Source organism: Vibrio sp. JZG10 (assembly GCF_054064075.1).
On record NZ_JBSUGE010000002.1, the window covers coordinates 57,597 to 77,948 of the forward strand.

Below are 20,352 nucleotides of genomic sequence, written 5' to 3' on the forward strand. Positions count from 1 at the left end.
AGCTAAAACCTTCGAACTACGTTTCTTCATCTTGATAGTTTAGATAACGTACACACAAATCATGAAACGCTTTTGCTTGAGGTGAGATCGTGCGGTCAGTCAACGTAAAGATACCAATTTGCCTTTCAAGCGGTGGATCGATAAGTGGGATCCAAACCAAGCGTGTTTCATTGGTTGGGAAAGCAAGCTTAGGTAGGGTCGTGACACCAATCCCAAGTTCTAAGACAGAAAACAGCGAAGTGATATTCTCGACCGAATAGAGCGCTTGCTCACTCAGTGCTCTGGCTGGGGTTGGATCGAGAAGCGTACAGGTGCCGTTACGAATAAAAGGTTGTTCGAGCAAAGTTTGCCACTCGATTCCCTCTGTTTGATTGGCAATCGGGTTATCTTTTAAACACACCACGCCAATGGGGTCGGACAACAGCGGTGTAAAGTCAATGCCGCCCTCATCAAGGTGAGAGGGGTTACCGAGCGCCAAGTCGACTTCACCGGAGAGTAAGCGAGCCTCGACGCCCGCCGCGTTATCATCGATCAAGCTTACTTCTACATTTGGATACTGCTCGCAAAAGGCACCCAAAACGCTCGGGATGAGTTTCGCTGCAACAGAAGGAACGCTCGCAATTCGCACTCTACCTTGCTGTCCGGCCGCGGCAGCTTTGAGATCGTTGTCCAGCGCACTGTAGATATTGAGAAACTGAACCACCTTGGGCAAACAAATCTCACCAAAAGGCGTTAATTTGGTTTTGTTGCCGGGTTCAAACAGCGTTTGTCCTAGCATTTTCTCTAGCTCTTTTATCGACGTGGAGAGCGCAGCCTGAGATCTATTTGCACGATGTGAAGCGGCTCGAAACCCACCTTCCTCGACTACCATCACAAAATGCATTAATTGTTGAAGCTTAATACTCATCCCTAATGCCTCTTAATCCCTTTATTTACGTTATTCTCAATGAGGTGATAAGTTTTATTTATCAAATGTAAAAAATTTACCGTTAGATTTATCGCCTGTCAATGTGCATCATTTAACCATATTGAAACAAAGCTGTTACAAAGGTTGAAAGGCACGTGAATACTCCTACTAAAAAACACCCAGTTAAAACCAGTCTATTTGCTTCTAAAGCGCCGCTTGAATGGGCGATAGTCAACAACGGAACCCTGTATACGGCTCAAATTCCTATTGATGACACAGGCGCGGTTGTGGAAGGCGGCATCGAAGCACAAACACGTCAAACCTTTAACAATCTCATTCACACCCTGGAGTGTGCAGGGGAGTCTTTGGACTCTGTATTGCAGGTCCTGATTTACGTGACCGACAGAGAATACTTAAAAACCGTTAACCAAGTGTACGCGGAATATTTTGAAGCGCCGTACCCAAATCGCGCCGCCATGGTGGTTGCAGGGTTAGCACGAGAAGAAATGTTGGTGGAGTTTGTCGTCTACGCGTCGGCAAGCCAACCAGAATAAATCCAACAAGAATAATTGAGATCAGTGAGTGGGTGGCTTGCCATCACAAATCGGAAGAACAAGGAAAGAACCATGACTTTTATTAACAATGTTCAAGCAGAAAAATCCCTCTACATAGCAGGTGAATGGCAATCGGGCATGGACACCATCGCCAATATTAACCCTTCTGATATCAGCGAAAACATAGGCGATTTCGCACAAGCGAGTGTGTCGCAAGTAGAGCAAGCGATTCAAGCGGCTAAATCAGCGCAGCCAGATTGGGAAAAAACACCAATCGAGCGTAAACAAGCAGTGCTGCAAGCGATTGGTGATGAGCTCATTGCACGATGTGACGAATTGGGCACCTTGCTTTCGCGTGAAGAAGGCAAGCCATTTGCTGAAGGTCGAGGTGAGATTTACCGTGCCGGCCAATTCTTCCAATACTTTGCTGCTGAGGTACTGCGTCAAATTGGCGATAACGCTGCTTCCGTCCGTCCAGGTGTCTCCGTTGAAGTTACTCGCGAAGCCGTCGGCGTTATCGCCATTATCTCTCCTTGGAACTTCCCAACAGCAACAGCGGCTTGGAAAATCGCGCCAGCACTTGCGTTTGGCAACAGTGTCGTCTGGAAGCCTGCCAACCTAACTCCAGCAAGTGCCGTTGCACTGACTGAGATTATCCATCGCCAAGGTTTACCTGCTGGCACGTTTAACCTCGTTTTGGGTAGCGGTTCGCAAGTTGGTAATACCCTTATCAATTCGGAAGACGTGAACGGCGTGAGCTTCACTGGCTCTGTGGACACAGGCCGTAAAGTAGCGGCGGCAACGGCACCAAACTTTGTGCGTTGTCAGCTAGAAATGGGCAGTAAAAACGCGCTCGTAGTGGCAGATGATGCAGACATTCAAATTGCGGTCGAAGCAACAATCGCAGGCTCATTCTCGGGTGCGGGTCAAAAGTGCACCGCGTCTTCTCGTCTTGTGGTTATGGACGGAATTCACGACGCGTATGTTGAAGCGCTAATCAAACGCATGAGCGAACTTAAAGTGGGTCACGCACTGGAAGAGGGCGTATTCATGGGGCCTGTTGTTGATGGTAACCAGCTGAATGCGAACTTTGAGTGGATTGAAAACGCACGCCAAGCAGGCGCGGAGCTGGCTTTCGGTGGTGAGCGTCTGAGCCTAGAGCATGACGGTTACTATATGTCACCAACCCTGTTCTTGAACACACAAAACAGCTGGGAAGTGAACCAAGAAGAAGTCTTTGCACCAATGGCGAGCGTGATTCGCGTTTCTGATCTGGATGAGGCGATTGCGGTCGCGAACGATACGCGCTTTGGCCTGACAGGCGGCATTATCACGCAAAGCCTGCGCAATAGCGCGATCTTCAAACAGCAAGTCCAAACGGGCTGCGTCATGGTTAACTTGCCAACTGCGGGTACAGATTATCACGTCCCATTTGGTGGCCGTAAAGAATCTAGCTTTGGTCCTCGTGAGCAAGGTCAGTACGCCAAAGAGTTCTACACCGTAGTGAAAACCGCTTATCAGCGTCCTTATTAAGATCGGCAGGGTAACTGATGGTGTCAGTTGCCCGCACGAAAAGGCTAAGAAATTGTTTAAGGAGTGGTTATGTACCAACAACGGATTGTGATTGACGGATTGCAGTACTGCAATTGGGATCGAGAGTATTTCCAAACGCTTAAGGCGAGTGGCATTACTGCCGTTCATGCCACCATCGTCTACCACGAAACTGCGCGCGAAACCTTAACGCGTTTTGCTGAGTGGAACTTGCGCTTCGAGCAAAATGCGGACCTCATCATGCCTATTTATTCAATGGCAGATGTAGAAAAAGCCAAAGCAGAAGGCAAAGTCGGCATCTTCTTCGGCGCGCAGAATTGCTCACCGATTGATGATGAAATTGGCCTGATTGAAGTGATGCGCCGCCAAGGTCTGCTGATCATGCAACTGACCTACAACAACCAAAGCTTACTAGCGACAGGTTGTTACGAACAAACCGACTCTGGCGTAACTCGCTTTGGTAAGCAAGCGATTGAAGAGATGAACCGAGTCGGGATGATCATTGATATGTCCCACAGCGCAGAGCGCTCAACGTTGGAAGCTATTGATCTTTCTTCGCGTCCAATTTGTATCAGCCATGCTAACCCGACATTTGCGCATGACGCACTGCGTAACAAGTCCAACACCGTGATCAAAGCGCTGACGGAGCGCGGTGGTTTAATTGGATTCAGTTTATATCCATTCCATTTGCCAAATGGCAGCCAGTGCACGCTGGATGATTTCTGCCAGATGGTTGCGAAAACCGCAGACATGTTTGGCGTTGACCATTTAGGTATCGGTAGCGATTTGTGCCTAAATCAGCCGCAACAAGTGTTGGAGTGGATGCGCAACGGTCGTTGGTCAAAAGCGATGGATTACGGCGAAGGTTCGGCAAGTAACTCGGGATGGCCAGATGCGCTGCCATGGTTCTGCGGCAGTGCAGGGATGGAGAACATCTACAACGGATTGATGCGTCACGGATTCAGTGAATCTGAGGCAGGAAAAATATTGGGTGAAAACTGGTTCAACTTCCTTAAAGAAGGATTAGAGCCTATTTCATAGCATTCCCAAAATTAGGAACCGCCTGCCAACATAACAACAATACGGCAGGCGTAAAACTCACATTTTGTAGCCAGTCTTTGGCAGCTGCAAAGAACCTCTGGAGTCAGAGTATGTCTGATTTAACCAATAGCATGAAAGCTTCCACGATGAGCGTGTCATCGGGCAAGTCAAAAGCAACACACAACACATCAACAACAGAAAACACGACGGACAAATTGGGACTGAATAACCCGGCTTTTTGGTATAGCGGTGGTTTTATCGCGTTGTTCGTTGCTATTGCACTTTATGACGGCGAGCTATTATCTACGATCGTTAACGCCGGCTTTGGCTGGGCTGTGCAGGTGTTTGGTCCTTACTGGCAGTTACTGCTGCTTCTCACTTTTCTTATTGGTCTTGGCTTGGCTGCAGGGCGAACAGGCAAGGTGATGTTGGGCGGGATTGCTAAACCAGAAATGGATTCTTTCCGCTGGATGGCGATTATTTTCTGTACCTTATTGGCTGGTGGCGGTGTTTTCTGGGCCGCGGCTGAGCCTATAGCACACTATGTTAGCCCACCCCCTTTATACGGCGCGCAAGATAACCCGCAGCAAGGTGCGGTGAATGCGTTGTCGCAATCCTTTATGCACTGGGGCTTTCTGGCTTGGGCGATTGTAGGTAGCTTAACTTCCATCGTGGTGATGCACCTGCATTACGACAAAGGTTTGCCACTAAAACCCCGTATTTTGCTTTATCCAGTGTTGGGCGAACGAGCGCTTAAAGGCCAGCTTGGTGCATTGATTGACGCATGCTGCATTATCGCGGTAGCCGCGGGCACCATTGGTCCAATTGGGTTTCTGGGCTTGCAGGTTAGCTACGCGTTAAATGCATTGTTTGATATTCCTGATGGCTTTACCACTCAGCTTATTATCATTTTGTTTGCGATTGCGCTTTACACCTTGTCAGCGCTCAGTGGATTGAGTCGAGGCATGCAACTGCTTAGTCGTTACAACGTGATTCTGGCAATGGCATTGATGGTTTACATCCTGTTTTTTGGCCCTACGAATTTTATCTTTAACGGATACATTCAAGGTGTAGGGAGCATGCTGGATAACTTTATCCCAATGGCGACCTATCGCGGTGACGAAGGTTGGCTAAGCTGGTGGACAGTATTTTTCTGGGGCTGGTTCCTTGGTTACGGTCCGATGATGGCGATCTTTATTGCGCGTATTTCCCGAGGTCGCACTATCCGCCAAGTTATTTCCACCATCAGCATTGTGGCTCCGCTCACCACCTGTTTTTGGTTCACGATTGTAGGCGGCTCTGGCCTAGCGTTTGAAATTGCTGAACCGGGTAGTGTGAGTGCGGCGTTTGAAGGCTTTAACTTGCCAGGTGCTTTGCTTGCGGTGACTCAGCAACTACCAATGCCAATGCTGACTTCAATTCTATTTCTGATTTTAACCACGATCTTCATCGTCACGACGGGCGACTCAATGACCTACACAATCAGTGTCGTGATCAGTGGTGAAACGGAGCCGAATGCGATCATCCGTACCTTCTGGGGCGTAATGATGGGTGTGACAGCTCTGATCCTGATTTCGCTTGGCTCTGGCGGCATCTCTGCACTGCAATCTTTCATTGTGATTACCGCGGTTCCGGTTTCGCTGATTCTGTTGCCGTCACTTTGGAATGCACCGCAAATCGCAATCAAAATGGCGAAAGAGCAAGGGCTATAACAATTATCTAATTCAAACAACGTGGAGCTTGTGCGGGTGTTTTCCTCCTGCATCCGCACAAACCCTAGTATTCTTACAATAACAAATAGGTGGTGAGCAAAATGGATGCACATCGTTCTACTTATACGGAAGCAACTATGCGCGACGCAGCGATTGTCATGGCAGCCGAAAGGCTTGGCGCAATGCACCAAAACCGAATCAGCTTTGTTCGTAGTCTGATTCGTAATATGGCAAGCCAAAATTGGCAAGTAACCAAGCATGAGTGGCAACTTTGTCCGCGTGGTTATGGTCACGTTATTTACAAATTGACCACGCTAGAGCACGTTTATCATTTGGTGGTGTTCTGTGATGAAATTGCTGATGACGAGCGTAATGACCGCGTCATTGCTGAAAAGTGGGACGTCACATTCGCACTGGTTCAAGGCGATGTTGATGTTACTTTGTTAGAAAGATTGCGAGCAAATGTACCGCTGCAAGAAGCGGGACGTAATCCAAACAACGTACTTGTTCTGGCTCGCGCAAACAAAAGCGTGCGCGTGTTTGAACACATTGTTAGCGCTCTTTCTCAAGGCAAGCAGCCCGAGCCAAAAGAGCTGGCGGAAGTGGGTTATATCCTGCGTACCACAGCTGTTTATGGTAACGGAAAGTTTGGTATCGCCGATTTCAAACTGTTAGAGAATAACCCAGATTTCAGCCAGTCTTTTAGTGCGCAAATGTGTGCAGTATATATGTTGCGTGAATTCAGCTTGGATTGGGTGCACTACCTAGCACTTCAGCAAGGTCGCGACAACGCGGTGGCTTTGCATCGTGGCTTGCAGCGCTACCTTGGTGTCGGCAATGCGACTGGCTTAGGCATGGCTCCATACTTGATTAATCACCCGTGTATTGTTGACCAATGGATGACCTCTCGCGAACGTGCGGTAGCGCGAGTATTTGCCATGCCGTGTGAAGCGTCGTTCCATGCTCCTTTGCAAGGATTGCTTCAAAAAGCACAGCGTCATTTAGAGCAAGTCATCACCATCAATGAACATCAAGACAGGCTCAATTATCAAGCGATAGCAGACATCAAACAACTGCTATCGGAGCTAACAACGTTAATGGCATCACATCCGAACTGGGCGAGTTTGGTCGAGCATAAGAAAACAATGAGTGTGGAAGCCCAAGAAATCCTCACTTCTTGCTTGATCGAACTCTACCCATCTTTGGTGGACGAATTTGCCAGCCAAATGAATACGGATGAAACGTTATCGATTCCGGGCGGGAAAAAGATCCATGACTTACTTGAGGTGCTGCAAAGCAAATACCGCTGGGCGATTAATGCGGATTACTCACTAGCCGAGAACAACTACTGGTTCTGGTATCGCTCACAAGACAAAGAAGAGCCAAGGCTTGGTGTTCGTGGGGAAGAGGCAGGAGAAGAAAAAGAGCTGCCGCTTGATATCGGCAGACAAGTGAATCGCTTGTACCACGCCTTGCTTGGTTGTGATGAAGAAATGTCCGTAGCGGAGTTTTTGTTGCAGAACCCGACTTATCGTTCGATCACACGTCGTGTATGGACGTTAGGTAACCGAGCAATGGGTGATATTCAAATGAACGTGCTGCGCCAAGATGCACTGCCAATGCACTTATTGCGCTGTAAGTTGGCGATCTTTGGTGCGACTAAGTTTGATCCGCGCTCGGATCGTTGGGTTCGAGTAACTTTCTTCCAAGGTGCGCCGCTGTTAGATGAAATTCACGACCCTAAACTGGCAGACACATGGATTTTCCCTAGCATGCCGCCGCGTGACGAAATTGCGCAAAGTGACAATCAAAAAATCAACGGAGGATTTGCATTATGATCGTCTCTCACAACGAATTGGTGGCCGCGGTTAATAAGGCATTTCTTGGCATGCGCCGTCACTGTGGTGAGGCGGATGTCATTGCGAACATGGTGGCGGACTTGCAAATGGTTGGCTTGCACGGGGTGCGTCACTTTAATAACGCCAGCCTGTTTCTTGGGTTAGATTCGGACTGCGCCGTATCGGTGACCAACAACACGTCAGCGAGTATCGAAATGGATTTGCACAATGGCAGTGTGGCGTGCCACTTACCCGCCGTGTTGGATTTCGCACTTGAGAAAATGATCAACAGTAAGTCGATTACTATCACGTTGAAACAGTGTCATAACCGTTGGCTAGGTTTTAGTGAGTTGTTGAAGCTCTCTGCAAAAGGCATCGCGTGCCGTGCACAATGGGTCAATGGCTCTAGTCCCAAACGAACGCTTTATGTGTTAAATCGTGGACGAATCGCGCCAGAAGTCTTTTTCTCGGATCAGTTTGATGGGCATGATACGGATTTGCATAGTATGGTTATCGAACTCTCTGTGAACGATTTCGATATCGAGAAAAGCGCACAGGGATACACCATTCACATTGAAGGCGATGAGTTAAGCAACACGCAACAAGCCTCTTGGCAAAATGGTATTTTTGTCGAAGACCAAGAGTGGGAAACACTGAAACAAACCGCAACCGCGTTGCTAGTGGAGAACAGTGAGCGTTCCATGCAGGGCGCTGGTGGTGTGGTTTAAGCTTTGAAGGGACAGTGATTCCAAGTTTCAAGTGATGAAGGCTGCGGTTTAGCGGCCTTTTTTGTGCGCGATGTTCGGTCACTTCTTAGGCTATGATTATCGTTAAATACCAAGTAGAGCGACATAGGGAAGAAAAATGGACCTGCAAGAGAACAAAAGAAATGCCATTGCGTTTTACGAAACCGCCTATCGAGGTAATCCAAGAAAAGCGGTTGAAGACTACGTTGGCGATGAGTACATTCAGCACAATCCATTAGTTGGAAATGGCCCCGAGGCTTTTATCGAGTATTTTGAGCGGATGCAAAATGAGTATTCCAATAAAGACATTACGTTTGTGCGAGCTATTGCTGAAGGGAATCTGGTGGCACTACACACTCACCAAACATGGCCTAATGATATTGAATACGTGACGATGGATTTCTTTCGTTTTGATCATAATGGGAAAATCGTCGAACATTGGGACGCTCTGCAAGAGATTCCTAAAGAAACATTGAATGGCCACACCATGTATTAACGAATCGTCGATTAGTCTCCCATGCCGTTTATTCAAACGGTATGGGAGGTTAAATGATTTGTGGCACTCTAAGTATTAATCATCAAAGCGCTTTTTCGATCTTCATCGCTACGTCTTCAGATACCCAACCTTTCCATAAGTCAGGGTAGGTATTAAAGAAGTAAAACATCGCTTCTTCACCATCTGCGTAGTTATCTTCCATCCAGGCCAGCATTTCACTCATTTGCTCGTTGGTAAATCCGCGTTTCTGCAAGTACGCGAATGCTTGGGGTTCTTTGCTCGCAAACGCCTCAGTTGTTACTGTGCGAACTGGAGAAGGTGGGTACATTGTTACTTTGGGAGAAGTACAATCAGGCTGGGTGGTACAGTTGCGATACTCTTCCAGATCCGTTCCACTACCAAAATCCACTTTGACCATATCATACTTGCCCAATACGGGTGTTGGTGACCAGTAGTAACCAAACCAAGGCATTTTGCGATCATAGGCTTTGGCGATGGTACCAGCTAGTGCAGCGCCAGAGCCTGGGTCAACCATCTCAAAGCCGTGCTCACTTAACCCTAATGCATTAAACAAGTGACCGGAGGTGATTTGGCATGTCCAACCAGCAGGGCAGCTATAAAAGGCGAACTTGTCATCATCCTCAGGGTGTTCAAACAGCTTGGCGTGCTTGATGACGCCTTCTATCGTCGCGAGCTCTGGATACTGTTTTACCAGATAGGCGGGAACCCAAAACCCTTCTTCACCGCCATTGACAAGCGATTCACCAGCGATACGCAAGCGTTTATCCGCAATCCCTTTATCAAGTGCTTCTTTAATACCGTTTGTCCATAACTCTGGCGCAACGTCAGGCTGCCCCTTTTCAATCATAGAGGTGCCTGTAGGAACGCTATCACCAGGGATCAATTCCGCATCGCACTGGTAGCCTTCATTTAAGACAAATTGGTCGATGTGCGCCATTAAGCTGGCCGAATTCCAATTCATATCCGCGATGGTTATTTTTCCACATTCATCCGCATTTGCATGAGTTGATAATGCTGATAGCAGCAGAACAGAGAGCATTGAAGGTGTCGTCTTCATGTGACTGAATTTCCTTGTCGTTGTCATTTACTTCAGTATATACATCGGTTTACAAAGATTCAGTGAACAAGGTTTTTTCAGTGACGTTAAGCATAAAAACGGCGATTTATGAAGCGTTTAGTGAGAGTGGTTGATAGGGAGTTAATACAGCAAGAACATCCCTTCGTAGCCGCCGATCTCAATGTGAGAAACATAGTCGCCGATGTTACCGTCTTGATCTACAGGTCGCATAGGTTCTGTAAGTGCGATAGTTATCTTCGGTGAGGAGAAATAATCGATATTCTTGCCAAAGAAATCAGTCCGATACAGCACTCGGCCTTTAGTAAATTCGCGAGCTAACACCATCTCTGTAGGGCCATGCATCACTACCGTATCTTCTGAGCGATACGCAAAGTACGTATGGGTTGGTAACAAATCGATAGCGCCATTAGGCAAGTCAGGATGAGCCACTTTGCTCATAGAAGCATCTCCAATGACAGTGTAATCGGCAGGATAGGGCGTGCTGGTGGACATCATTACCGGAGTCGCCTGATACCCCTCTGGTATTTGATTGGCAGGCTCTCCCAAATCAACGGCAAGCAAGGTGCTAGGTTGATAAGCAATATTCTTTGGTACGCCTGCCTTCCAGAAGTTGTCACTTGTTGTGTTATTACTTCCATATAAGTAGCCATTGTTCCACTGATTAAAGTAACTGCGCTCAGGGTGATAGTTTAAGTAGAACACCGCTAGTGCAGAGTATTGGTCCTGTTTCCAATTGTTTTCTGTGTTACCAAAGTATTGAACGCGACCATAACGCGTGGTCGCTTGATAAATCACTTTCTGGCCCGCTTTGGCGAGTGCAGAGTTATCCCAAAATTTAGCCAAGCCAGCATAGCCACTAAAGCCGGTAGCAGGGAAAAGGTAGTGCTCGCGCAAGTACAAGGAGCCAGCGTTAACCAAGTGGTTTTGCCCATTACGACCGAATAAGTTTGCCGTACCTATGTTGAGGCCAATTAACGCATCTTCATCCAGCGTTGCCAGTTTATTCAAGAACGCCGAGAATTGCGCTTTGTAAGCATCGTCAGCGGCTTGGCTTCCCGCCACCAAACCAAGTTCATCCACTGTGCCTCCGGAATATATGTAGAACTGACTTGCACCGAGTAACTTATTCGTGTCGTCGTTGTACGCACCATTTAAACCTTGTTTCGCCCATTCAGCTTGGTAATAGTGACGCATTGTATTGGTAAAAACGGGATTGCCGAGATTGGTTAATGCCCAAGAAGAGGTTTGATTCCACATGCGACCAAATGGAATAACGCGTGACTCCCAACGAAATCGTGCCGTTGCATTCTTATTTGAGCGGCTCTTGAACTCTTGCCAAGAAAGATAATTATCTTGGTTTCGATCAGCTGATTCGTCAAAACCTCGAATTTGTCGCCAGCGCTGAATGGTTTGACCTTCAGGTGTCTCCGTTGGTGCTCCTGAGACATTGACGACAGGGAAGCTATCTTTGAGTTGAATGTTTTCGAGGCGTGGGCGGTTTTCTTTGTTGTCGTCATGCCAAGTAATTTTCGCAACGTAAAGGCGGCCGCCGTCGCGTAAAAAAGTGGACCCAAAATACTGACCGCCACCATAGGTTTGTCCGCTACCATCGTGTGTCGTAGCGCGAACCCAATCCGAAGGAACAGACCAGTTTACCGTTTGGTTTTTAGTCATGTTCTCAGTCTTGTCTTTTTTAATTGCGAAGCTTTTCCATTCTGTTACCAGACCAAACGAATCGATGGCAGAAGGGTATTCAATAGTGATGCTGCCGCCTTGAGCAAACTGGGAGAAAGTAAGGGTTAAGCGGTCGAACTTCTCTGAGTGATAAACATAGAGGGCACCACCATTATTCGCCTGACCGAATACATCAGCATCCCATGGCGGTGGTTGATATAGCCAAAAACCGGCGTGGTCAGCACTAGCCGTATAACCAACAATCATCGGTTTTCGATTGAGTAGAGTATTCTCGCCATGGCTTGAGTCAACCTCTGCGATGATAGTGTCTTCAGAAAAGTGGAGAAAGAAATCTTCGTAGTCAACTCCATTCAGTTCTGCTTGGTTACGTATATCGTTTTCCAGCCAACCTGAGTTAAGTTCCAGCTTTTGGTTGTACATGTAACCAAGCGCTTTTACACGCTCGTTATCACTCTTATTTTCGTAAGCTCCAAACACGATATCGGCATTATCCAACTCCCATTCAAGTGCAGCGGCAGCAGAGATAGGCTTATCTTGAAGATCAATACCCTGTTCATGCAACCCAGGTAACACGATTGCTGTTCTACTCCAAACGTTGGGCACAGAAAGCAAGCTCAAAGAAATGAGTGTAACGAGAGAAAAACAATGCGACTTCAACATGGAGTTATCCCATTAATACTTAGATGACTCAAATTAAGAGTCAGATACAAAAAGAAATTATAGTCCATTCGCGAAGTCGTAATCAGGACCCTGCCATAGAGGACTTTACAGGAAAACTAACAGGGGATGCTGTGCAAAAATGAGCGGGTGTACTTGGAATAGATCATCCTCATAGACTCAAAACTTCCTCTACACGTCAGCACAAAAATAACCACCATTTTAACCTTGTTTCGGTCGTCACCATGTTGTTGGATTTTTCTTCAACAAATTCAGTTAAAACTAACTCTTCAAACCAGTCAGATACTCTGTCTTGGTGGTTGCAGATCATACAAAAAATTAACAAATTAAATTTTTATACATTTTTATTGCATAAAAAGTCCAGTTGAGTAATATAAATACCAAGTGACAATTAATGCGGTATGTCAGCATGACTATTCAGGTAAGCGGAATCAATAAATCCTACGGTGAGACACAAGTGCTTCACGATGTCAGCTTTAAGTGTGAAAGCGGGGAAACACTGGTGTTACTTGGTCCAAGTGGCGCAGGTAAGAGCTCTCTACTGCGTGTTCTTAACCTTCTTGAAGGGGCGGATAACGGCCAGTTAAACATCGCTGATGACGCATTCGACTTTTCAACTGAAATCAAAGAGAAGCAAGGTTTAGCGCTTCGTCGTAAAGTGGGTATGGTGTTCCAACAGTACAACCTATGGCCACACATGACAGTGATGGAGAACCTGATTGAGGCTCCGGTAAAAGTCTCTGGCATGGATAAAGAAGAAGCGAAGAAGCAGGCAATGCAAATTCTCGCAACGCTGCATTTGGCAGACAAAGCAGATGCATGGCCGATGCAACTTTCTGGTGGTCAACAGCAACGTGTGGCGATTGCTCGAGCACTGATGATGAAACCAGAAGTCTTGCTTTTTGATGAGCCTACCGCAGCGCTTGACCCTGAGATCACGAACCAAGTGGTCAAAATCATTAATGATTTAAGCGAAACCGGCATTACTCAAGTCGTTGTTACTCACGAAGTCGATTTTGCTAAAAAGATTGCTAGTCACGTTTTGTACCTCGAGAGAGGACATATTGTGGAGCATGGCACGCATGACGCGTTTGTTAACCCGCAAACCACTCAGTTTGCTGATTACCTAAATCACTAAACTACGTTTTTAAAGTTCAGTCTATTTAACAGATAAGCTCGGCTGTCATTGCGAGTGTCAGCCCACTAAGTACACACGGAGTATTGCAATGAAAAAGATTCTACTAGCTTCACTAATCGGCCTTTCTTCTGCAACCATGGCAGCAAACGCAGCAGCACAAGAAGAGATTAAATTCGCGATGGAAGCGACTTACGCCCCATTCGAGTACATGGATGAAAACAACCAAATTCAAGGTTTTGACGTGGATCTGGCGAACGCACTATGTAAAGAAATGGAAGCCAAATGTACCTTCCATAACCAATCTTTTGACAGCCTGATCCCTGCATTAAAATTCAAGCGTTACGATGCTGCTATTTCTGCAATGGACATTACCGAAGCGCGTTTAGAGCAAGTTAATTTCTCTGCACCTTACTACGATAACTCAGCTGCATTTGTATCTATTAATGATAAAGTGGCTGACCAAAAAGGTTTAGAAGGTAAGCGTGTTGGTGTTCAAAACGGTTCAACACACCAAAGCTACCTGATTGAGCAAATGCCGGGCGTAACCGCGGTTCCTTACTCAAGCTACCAAGACGCGTTCATCGATATGAAAAATGGCCGTATTGATTCTGTATTCGGTGACACAGCTGTCGTAGCGGAATGGTTCAAGAAAGAAGACAACCTAGCGTACGTGGGTGAACACGTCACTAACCCTAAATACTTCGGTAACGGTTTCGGTATCGCGGTAAATAAGGGTAACGACGAGTTAGTGAACAAGCTGAACACGGCACTGAAAACAGTGAAAGCGAACGGCGAATACGACGTAATCTACAACAAGTACTTCGGTAAGTAATATGGCACTAACGGGTTACTCTTTATCGCTTGTTCAAGCTAGTTGGATGACTGTCCAGCTAGCCTTCACAAGCCTTTTAGTCGGTTTGATTCTGGCAGTGGTATTCGCCAGTGGTGAAATGTCTCGCCGCGTTTTCGTTAAATGGCCAATGACGGCATTTGTGACGATTGTACGTGGCTTGCCAGAAATCCTTGTCGTGTTGTTTATCTATTTTGGTTCGACGCAGGTTCTGTTTTTAATCACCGGCGACTTTATTGAAGTTAGCCCGTTCTTGTCTGGTGTAGTGGCGTTGTCGTTGATCTTCGCTTCTTATGCTTCTCAAACTCTACGAGGCGCATTGAAAGCCGTTGGAAGAGGGCAAAGAGAAGCAGCAAGTGCACTCGGCATCAGTCAAGCACACGCTTTCGTTCGCATTGTTTTGCCACAGGCAGTAAGACACGCACTACCAGGCTTAACTAACCAATGGTTGGTTCTGTTGAAAGATACCGCACTTGTATCACTGATCGGCGTAACAGATTTGTTGAAACAAGCGCAGCTAACGTCGGCAGCAACTCATGAAGCCTTTACATGGTACGCAACTGCTGCGGCGATTTACTTAGGCATTACTTTGATTACGCAACGTGCCGTAAAACTGATTGATAAGAAGTTCTCAATTCAAGGCATGAGTATGGGACAGGAGGCTACCGCATGAACGAACAACACGTTTGGCAAATGCTGGATGGCTTAGGTACTAGCCTTCAATTAACCGCCGCTTCCTTGGTTGTGGGCTGTATCCTAGCTCTGATGATGACGCTGACTCTGATCCTACGTACTCCGGGTTTGCATTGGGTAAGCCGTGGCATCATCACCTTGTTTACTGGTACGCCTTTGTTGGTACAGATCTTCTTGGTTTACTACGGTCCGGGTCAGTTTGATGTAGTGAGAGAAAGTGTTTTTTGGACATGGTTAAGCCAACCTTGGTTCTGTGCGATGTTAGCGTTAGCACTGAATACCGCTGCATACAGCACTCAGTTGTTCAAAGGAGCGTTTAACGCGATTCCTTCTGGTCAATGGCAAGCGTGTCGTGCTCTAGGGATGAACAAAACCGCAACGCTAAAAGTGCTGCTGCCATACGCTATTCGTCGTGCCGTTCCGGCTTATTCGAACGAAGTGATTTTAGTCTTCAAAGGGACGTCACTAGCAAGCACGATTACGATCATGGATCTGATGGGTTACGCGCAGCGCATTAACGCACAAACTTACGATACGTTGACGGTATTTGGTATTGCAGGCGCATTTTATTTAACCGTAAATGGTTTGCTCACTCTTATCTTCCGTCAGGTAGAGAAGAAAGCACTAGCCTTTGAAGCCGTTTAATTATTAGTAGCTAATTTGTAAATGCCTCTGTTCAGCGTTGTCCTGAACAGAGGCATGTTTGTTGTAGTGTACTGCTACGCTGGAAAAATCATCAAGAATCACCAAACTTAAGTAAGGTAAACAATCACTGGTGATGATATGGAACGTCGACACTTCTTAGCTTTATGGTCGCTAATATTTGCGCCTTCGCTAAAATCCGCTAGCCCAATGAAGCCGACACCGCCTCAAACGGAAGGGCCATTTTATCCCGTGGTTCCAGTGCCACTTCGTCAAAATTTGATTTTGCAGTCGAAAGGTCTTATTGGTGAGCCCATTTTTCTTCAGGGTAAGGTAATGGATACAGCAGGAAACCCATTGTCTGAAATGAAAATAGAAATATGGCAATGTGATGGACAAGGCATCTATGATCACCCGAATCAACCTAACAATAATAAGTTTGATCCTCACTTTGCAGGCTTTGGTGCAGTTTTAACTGGCGAAGATGGGAATTACCTTTTTCAAACGTTATTTCCGGTTCCATATAGCTCTCGACCTCCCCACATCCACGTAAAATTGTGGCGTGGAGAGAAAGAGCTGTTAACGACTCAGCTTTATTTGAAAGGGCGAACTGGTAACGAGTGGTGGGGCGGAAAAGCCCGTGATTATTTGCAGTTTGAGCCTGTCAACATTGATGGTAGTGTGGTCGGTGAGTTCAATTTTGTGCTCGCTTAGTACGATTAAGCGTTATTTTGAAAACTCACATCGTAGATTACCAAAGTAATTAGCAAACAGAAGCTTCTAACAGATTAGTCTTGTCCGGCTCTGACTCTTAGTTTGTAGAAATCACTGTACCCAGATTTACGGAGTTGAACACCGCTTACACCTTTCGCTCTGGTGATTTTTTCTTGCCCCCAGAACAATGGTAAGATTGTTGTATCAGCTCTGAGCTCCGAGAGTATTCCCTCCAAACGTTTTTCAGGCGTGGGATCTGAGACTGCATCGTGTACGTGATTAACATGCTGTTCAAATTCATCAGAGTGAAGAGCAAATCGAATACCTGTACCTGTTAATAGCCACTCATAAATTCCATAGGTTAAAGGTGGCTCAATGACATCTTCGACAAAGAGCAAGTCGGCTTGTTCTTTTACAAGTTGAGGATTACTAGCGTCAGTTAGCTCCACAAATTCTACATGCAACCCAGTTTGACGGATTAAATCTACGATCCATTGGTTCGCTTTACTTAAATAATCAATCGTCCACTTTGGATGGGTTATGACCAACGTTCCCTCAAGCTGAGGAACATTCTCGTTGTGAGAGCTATCGTCGAGAATGTGCATCGTTTCCAAGCCATTCGCTTTGGCAAATTCAAATCTACGACTCTCAATAAAAGAAAATAGGCGCTGCCAAGTTTGCTCGCTTAGTGAGCACTCGGCGCGACGATTACGTGCTAGAAAAGAAAATGCCTGAATCATATAACATTCGGTATCGTCAGTTTCCTGATTATAACTGATGTATTGATCCAGCTCAGTCCCTTGATGAGAGAGCGTTATTTGCTCCAATAATGCCTTTTTTGCGAAATAGTTATGATGTTTCTTCAGTACTATTTTGTCGGTATCCCAATGCCTAAGTACAAACGGGCCAGTACCTATTGTGATACTGCGACCTTTAAAGATCTTCTGACGTCGAGTAGTGATAGACGCATTTGCGGTTGCTAAGCAGTAAATAAATAAGTTATTGGGCTGCTTTAAGTCAATACGAATAGCTTGTTTGGCATTATCGAAGCTGATACGAGTGACTTGCTGAAGTAATTTTTGGACGGGGCCATCGGTTGTAATGAGCTTATTTAAAGAGTGTACGACATCTTCTGCTTGTAATGTTAGCCCATCGTGACAGTAGATATCAGGGCGGAGCCAAATATATATACAACTGCCTTCATCTTTGTACTCACAAGCGAGGTGATTTTTTAATTGACCGTAGTGATCAACGGTAAATAGGGTGTCATACAAGCTGCGTATTACCTGCAGTTCTGAAAAGCGATAAGTCAGTGAAGGGGTTAGCTCATCTACCCAAGGATACTGGCTGACGATGAGTGTATTTGAATCTTTGTTTTCTTCTGAAACTTCTGCGAGTGCTTGGCTAAGTGCGCTTACAGCAGTGCTACGGTAATGCTCAAGTAACCTCGAGATGACGTCAAAGCTACCATTGTTGATTTCATTACGAATCGTAAAGTAGAGGGCTTGATGTATTGTTACCGTCACTTTTAGTGTGCTGGCTTTCCCACGGCCACGACCTGGCTCCCAGTGGATCCAATTGTAGCTGTCAAGTATTCTCAGTATATTAGATATGTTGCGTCTAGAAGTTGAAAAAACCAGTTCTAAATCGTCGAGGTTTACCTGATACGTTTGAGAGTGTTTGTAATGTTTTAATAACTGGCTCAATCTACGAAGACATGTTTCTGTCATGTTTTATTATGTTTCCTCAATAGATGATTGATTTATTAAAGCTATATAATAAATTGATTTCATATTGTGGTGAAGAAAGGTGATTGCTTAAACCCCTCAGTGTTATTGATTGGCTTATCTTCTTCCCATTTAAAAGTATTGGTGGTTTTCATTTTGACTCTAATATATTACTACTAATATAGAGTAAAGGCTCACTTTTTAATTTTTGCCATAATATTAGTGAGTTATGATTAATGTTAGTGTTTGTTTTATTAGTTGTGTCTAATTAGTTAGGCGTAATGACATGAAAATACCCCCACTCATCTATGCAAATAAGCAGGGGTATAAGTTTATTTTACTTCTGGGAAGGTAGTGAATATCGTCCACTCATCTTTAACCATTCCTTGCTGGCCGACAACAGTGGCAGTAACGCGGCGGTTTAATGCGTGGCTGACACGATCCATACCCGGCTCTGCTAACTGTGTGTCGCCAAAAGCAATAATTGCTAGGCGGTCACCCGGGATTCCTTTTTCTATCAATAGATTGCGTACATTCTCTGCACGATGGCGAGATAGGTTTAAATTGTATTCTGCACGTCCTACCTTACTTGCGTATCCTTGTATCTCTATAGAAGTGGTTGGATACTTTTTAAGAAATGCAGCCAACTCATCTATCTTGTTTTTAAAAATTTGGTTAATAAGAGCAGAGTCATTATCAAACAAAATCTTAAGTTGGTATTGCTCTTCTTTATGCAAATAGGTTTCACAACCATCATTGTCCACTTCTGCCCCTATTGGAGTGCCTGCGCAAAGATCACGAGCGTTTATCACACCATCTTTGTCCAAGTCGTTTAGGTCAGCAATCTGATTCGCCTTTGGTATAGGAATGTACGTCAGCTCATCTTGTGCGTATGCACTATGATGACTCATTATGACTAAAGCCAGAGTGATTAGAAGATTCTTTTTCATTGTATTTAGTACTCCACCGATTGAGTCCACTCTTCCGGTATGTCGACGCGCAATGCGTCTAAAAGCTGCCCGGTTGAAGTCAGGGTCCGATATTGTGCGTATTGCTGCGCAAATTGTGTTTCTAAGTAGTTTTTGCGTGATTCAAACAACTCGTTTTCAGTGTTCAGCAGATCAAGTAGGGTGCGCTTTCCAATACGATATTGTTTTTGGTATGCAATAACGGTGTTTGACATGGAATCAACGTGTTGTATTAAAAAAGACTTTTGTTGTTTAGTCAGCTCAAGAGCGCTCCAAGAAAGGCGGAGCTCTTGCTCCACACTTCGGTATGCTCGCTCTCTGAGGTCTTTCGCTTTATTGAGTTGGTAGGCCATACTGTCACTGTTTGCAGAGTCTCGGCCACCGTTGTAAAGGTTGTATCGGACACGGAGCATTGCTTGTGTTTCAGAGTTGAGACCATTTACTCCTCCTACATCATCGTTCCAGCTTTGTTTCGCTTCAAATGAGATGACTGGGAAATAGTTTGCATCTGCTTGTTTATATTGGAACCTGGCAGAATCGACATCTGCGAGTGCTATTTTTATGACAGGATGATTGTCAAAAGCCTGCGATTGGGCCTCGTCTAGAGAATTGGGGATAAAGTTCTGGTCTGCGTGCGGAAAAATAAGGTTAGTTGGTGCTTCACCAACTAAGCGAAAGAATGCTGTTTGAGCGTCTTTATGGTTATTTTGTGCAGCTAAAACATTACTTTGAGCTTTTGCTAAACGAGCTTTAACCTGGTTAAGGTCGGCAACTGAGCCAATTCCTGACTCTGTACGCTTTTTAATATCAGTATAAATTCGCTTATGTGTGTTTAGGTTGCTAGTGGAAAGCGCAGTCAGCTTTTGTGTTTTTACTACATCCAAATAAGCTTTGATGACTTCTAACGCAACATTTTGGGCATCTGCAAGTAACTGATAACGCACAGACTCTGCATCTGCAGAGGTACGATCAATGTCATATAGGGTTTTTGAACCATCCCAGATCAACTGGGTAAGAGTAATTGCCATATCTTTGCGGGTCATCTCGGTATCACTCTTACCAGTAGAGTCGGAAGGGTGAATGCTCTCGTAACCGATACCCGCGTCAATATCGAGACTAGGTTTATATGCTCCACGTGATTTATCGATAATATAACGACTACTCATATACTCGTTAAACGCACTTTTGATATCAGGGTTCGTTGCAAATGTTGTCGCTATTGCTTGTTCTAAAGTTTGTGCGCTAGAAACCAGTGGTATTAGCAAACCAAAACACGCGATACTAATATTACTTAGCTTCACTA

The 20,352-nt window shown here is 45.6% G+C and carries 18 protein-coding genes; 12 read left to right on the plus strand and 6 right to left on the minus strand.

All coding sequences use genetic code 11. The annotated features are described in order from the left end of the window. Positions 1-16: 16 nt before the first annotated feature. Positions 17-907, minus strand: coding sequence for a LysR family transcriptional regulator (locus ACWYVB_RS02835; protein ID WP_139059842.1), 891 nt, complete (start codon positions 905-907; stop codon positions 17-19). Between the two features lie 155 nt (positions 908-1,062). On the opposite strand from ACWYVB_RS02835, the gene ACWYVB_RS02840 reads away from it, so the two are divergent. The 7 genes from ACWYVB_RS02840 to ACWYVB_RS02870 all read left to right on the plus strand — a co-directional run bounded on the left by ACWYVB_RS02840 (position 1,063) and on the right by ACWYVB_RS02870 (position 8,845). Next, positions 1,063-1,461 (plus strand): RidA family protein, encoded by a 399-nt coding sequence (locus tag ACWYVB_RS02840; RefSeq protein ID WP_005375789.1) that lies wholly within the window; start codon positions 1,063-1,065, stop codon positions 1,459-1,461. A gap of 72 nt (positions 1,462-1,533) precedes the next feature. Further along, on the plus strand, positions 1,534-2,994 hold the full coding sequence (locus ACWYVB_RS02845; RefSeq protein WP_457527874.1) for an aldehyde dehydrogenase family protein: 1,461 nt from the start codon (positions 1,534-1,536) through the stop codon (positions 2,992-2,994). Between the two features lie 69 nt (positions 2,995-3,063). After that, a complete protein-coding gene (locus ACWYVB_RS02850) occupies positions 3,064-4,053 on the plus strand; it encodes a membrane dipeptidase (protein ID WP_150918022.1) in 990 nt (329 codons plus the stop codon). 110 nt (positions 4,054-4,163) lie between these two features. Continuing rightward, positions 4,164-5,765, plus strand: coding sequence for a BCCT family transporter (locus ACWYVB_RS02855; RefSeq protein ID WP_005390956.1), 1,602 nt, complete (start codon positions 4,164-4,166; stop codon positions 5,763-5,765). A gap of 101 nt (positions 5,766-5,866) precedes the next feature. Beyond that, entirely contained in the window at positions 5,867-7,603 is a 1,737-nt protein-coding gene (locus tag ACWYVB_RS02860; RefSeq protein ID WP_457527877.1) for a hypothetical protein, read from the plus strand. Next, positions 7,600-8,331, plus strand: a complete 732-nt coding sequence (locus ACWYVB_RS02865) for a DUF3726 domain-containing protein (protein ID WP_047009283.1) — start codon at positions 7,600-7,602, stop codon at positions 8,329-8,331. The genes ACWYVB_RS02860 and ACWYVB_RS02865 overlap by 4 nt, the downstream gene beginning before the upstream one ends. A gap of 136 nt (positions 8,332-8,467) precedes the next feature. Further along, positions 8,468-8,845 (plus strand): nuclear transport factor 2 family protein, encoded by a 378-nt coding sequence (locus ACWYVB_RS02870; RefSeq protein WP_318086861.1) that lies wholly within the window; start codon positions 8,468-8,470, stop codon positions 8,843-8,845. A gap of 82 nt (positions 8,846-8,927) precedes the next feature. On the opposite strand, the gene ACWYVB_RS02875 is transcribed toward ACWYVB_RS02870, so the two are convergent. Beyond that, a complete protein-coding gene (locus tag ACWYVB_RS02875) occupies positions 8,928-9,923 on the minus strand; it encodes an ABC transporter substrate-binding protein (protein WP_109169058.1) in 996 nt (331 codons plus the stop codon). A gap of 141 nt (positions 9,924-10,064) precedes the next feature. Beyond that, complete coding sequence (locus tag ACWYVB_RS02880; RefSeq protein WP_457527880.1) at positions 10,065-12,299, minus strand: hypothetical protein; 2,235 nt, start codon at positions 12,297-12,299, stop codon at positions 10,065-10,067. 427 nt (positions 12,300-12,726) lie between these two features. On the opposite strand from ACWYVB_RS02880, the gene artP reads away from it, so the two are divergent. From artP to ACWYVB_RS02905, 5 genes are all read left to right on the plus strand, one after another. After that, positions 12,727-13,455 (plus strand): arginine ABC transporter ATP-binding protein ArtP, encoded by a 729-nt coding sequence (gene artP / locus ACWYVB_RS02885; protein ID WP_341480770.1) that lies wholly within the window; start codon positions 12,727-12,729, stop codon positions 13,453-13,455. A gap of 88 nt (positions 13,456-13,543) precedes the next feature. After that, positions 13,544-14,287, plus strand: a complete 744-nt coding sequence (locus ACWYVB_RS02890; RefSeq protein WP_457527882.1) for an arginine ABC transporter substrate-binding protein — start codon at positions 13,544-13,546, stop codon at positions 14,285-14,287. Position 14,288: 1 nt separating this feature from the next. Then, a complete protein-coding gene (gene artQ / locus ACWYVB_RS02895; protein ID WP_005388570.1) occupies positions 14,289-14,978 on the plus strand; it encodes an arginine ABC transporter permease ArtQ in 690 nt (229 codons plus the stop codon). Next, a complete protein-coding gene (artM, locus tag ACWYVB_RS02900; protein WP_457527884.1) occupies positions 14,975-15,643 on the plus strand; it encodes an arginine ABC transporter permease ArtM in 669 nt (222 codons plus the stop codon). The genes artQ and artM overlap by 4 nt, the downstream gene beginning before the upstream one ends. 138 nt (positions 15,644-15,781) lie before the next feature. Continuing rightward, positions 15,782-16,354, plus strand: a complete 573-nt coding sequence (locus ACWYVB_RS02905; protein ID WP_457527886.1) for a protocatechuate 3,4-dioxygenase — start codon at positions 15,782-15,784, stop codon at positions 16,352-16,354. Between the two features lie 74 nt (positions 16,355-16,428). Here the strand turns inward: ACWYVB_RS02905 and ACWYVB_RS02910 are convergent, their stop codons facing one another. The 3 genes from ACWYVB_RS02910 to ACWYVB_RS02920 form a co-directional block, all read right to left on the minus strand. Beyond that, positions 16,429-18,084 (minus strand): ABC transporter substrate-binding protein, encoded by a 1,656-nt coding sequence (locus ACWYVB_RS02910; protein ID WP_395218359.1) that lies wholly within the window; start codon positions 18,082-18,084, stop codon positions 16,429-16,431. Positions 18,085-18,413: 329 nt separating this feature from the next. Beyond that, the gene (locus tag ACWYVB_RS02915) at positions 18,414-19,031 is read right to left on the minus strand and encodes an OmpA family protein (RefSeq protein WP_395218360.1); all 618 of its coding nucleotides are present in this window, start codon (positions 19,029-19,031) and stop codon (positions 18,414-18,416) included. A gap of 5 nt (positions 19,032-19,036) precedes the next feature. Then, positions 19,037-20,350 carry a TolC family outer membrane protein gene (locus tag ACWYVB_RS02920; RefSeq protein ID WP_048625183.1) on the minus strand — a complete coding sequence of 438 codons (1,314 nt, stop codon included), beginning with the start codon at positions 20,348-20,350 and terminating at the stop codon, positions 19,037-19,039. Positions 20,351-20,352: the final 2 nt, after the last annotated feature.

Excerpts from the sequence above, each read along its gene's own strand:
- ACWYVB_RS02835 (WP_139059842.1), bottom strand. The coding sequence starts at position 907 with ATGAGTATTAAGCTTCAACAATTAATGCATTTTGTGATGGTAGTCGAG.
- ACWYVB_RS02845 (WP_457527874.1), top strand. The coding sequence starts at position 1,534 with ATGACTTTTATTAACAATGTTCAAGCAGAAAAATCCCTCTACATAGCA.
- ACWYVB_RS02850 (WP_150918022.1), top strand. The coding sequence starts at position 3,064 with ATGTACCAACAACGGATTGTGATTGACGGATTGCAGTACTGCAATTGG.
- ACWYVB_RS02855 (WP_005390956.1), top strand. The coding sequence starts at position 4,164 with ATGTCTGATTTAACCAATAGCATGAAAGCTTCCACGATGAGCGTGTCA.
- ACWYVB_RS02860 (WP_457527877.1), top strand. The coding sequence starts at position 5,867 with ATGGATGCACATCGTTCTACTTATACGGAAGCAACTATGCGCGACGCA.
- ACWYVB_RS02865 (WP_047009283.1), top strand. The coding sequence starts at position 7,600 with ATGATCGTCTCTCACAACGAATTGGTGGCCGCGGTTAATAAGGCATTT.
- ACWYVB_RS02870 (WP_318086861.1), top strand. The coding sequence starts at position 8,468 with ATGGACCTGCAAGAGAACAAAAGAAATGCCATTGCGTTTTACGAAACC.
- ACWYVB_RS02875 (WP_109169058.1), bottom strand. The coding sequence starts at position 9,923 with ATGAAGACGACACCTTCAATGCTCTCTGTTCTGCTGCTATCAGCATTA.
- ACWYVB_RS02880 (WP_457527880.1), bottom strand. The coding sequence starts at position 12,299 with ATGTTGAAGTCGCATTGTTTTTCTCTCGTTACACTCATTTCTTTGAGC.
- artP (WP_341480770.1), top strand. The coding sequence starts at position 12,727 with ATGACTATTCAGGTAAGCGGAATCAATAAATCCTACGGTGAGACACAA.
- ACWYVB_RS02890 (WP_457527882.1), top strand. The coding sequence starts at position 13,544 with ATGAAAAAGATTCTACTAGCTTCACTAATCGGCCTTTCTTCTGCAACC.
- artQ (WP_005388570.1), top strand. The coding sequence starts at position 14,289 with ATGGCACTAACGGGTTACTCTTTATCGCTTGTTCAAGCTAGTTGGATG.
- artM (WP_457527884.1), top strand. The coding sequence starts at position 14,975 with ATGAACGAACAACACGTTTGGCAAATGCTGGATGGCTTAGGTACTAGC.
- ACWYVB_RS02905 (WP_457527886.1), top strand. The coding sequence starts at position 15,782 with ATGGAACGTCGACACTTCTTAGCTTTATGGTCGCTAATATTTGCGCCT.
- ACWYVB_RS02910 (WP_395218359.1), bottom strand. The coding sequence starts at position 18,084 with ATGACAGAAACATGTCTTCGTAGATTGAGCCAGTTATTAAAACATTAC.
- ACWYVB_RS02915 (WP_395218360.1), bottom strand. The coding sequence starts at position 19,031 with ATGAAAAAGAATCTTCTAATCACTCTGGCTTTAGTCATAATGAGTCAT.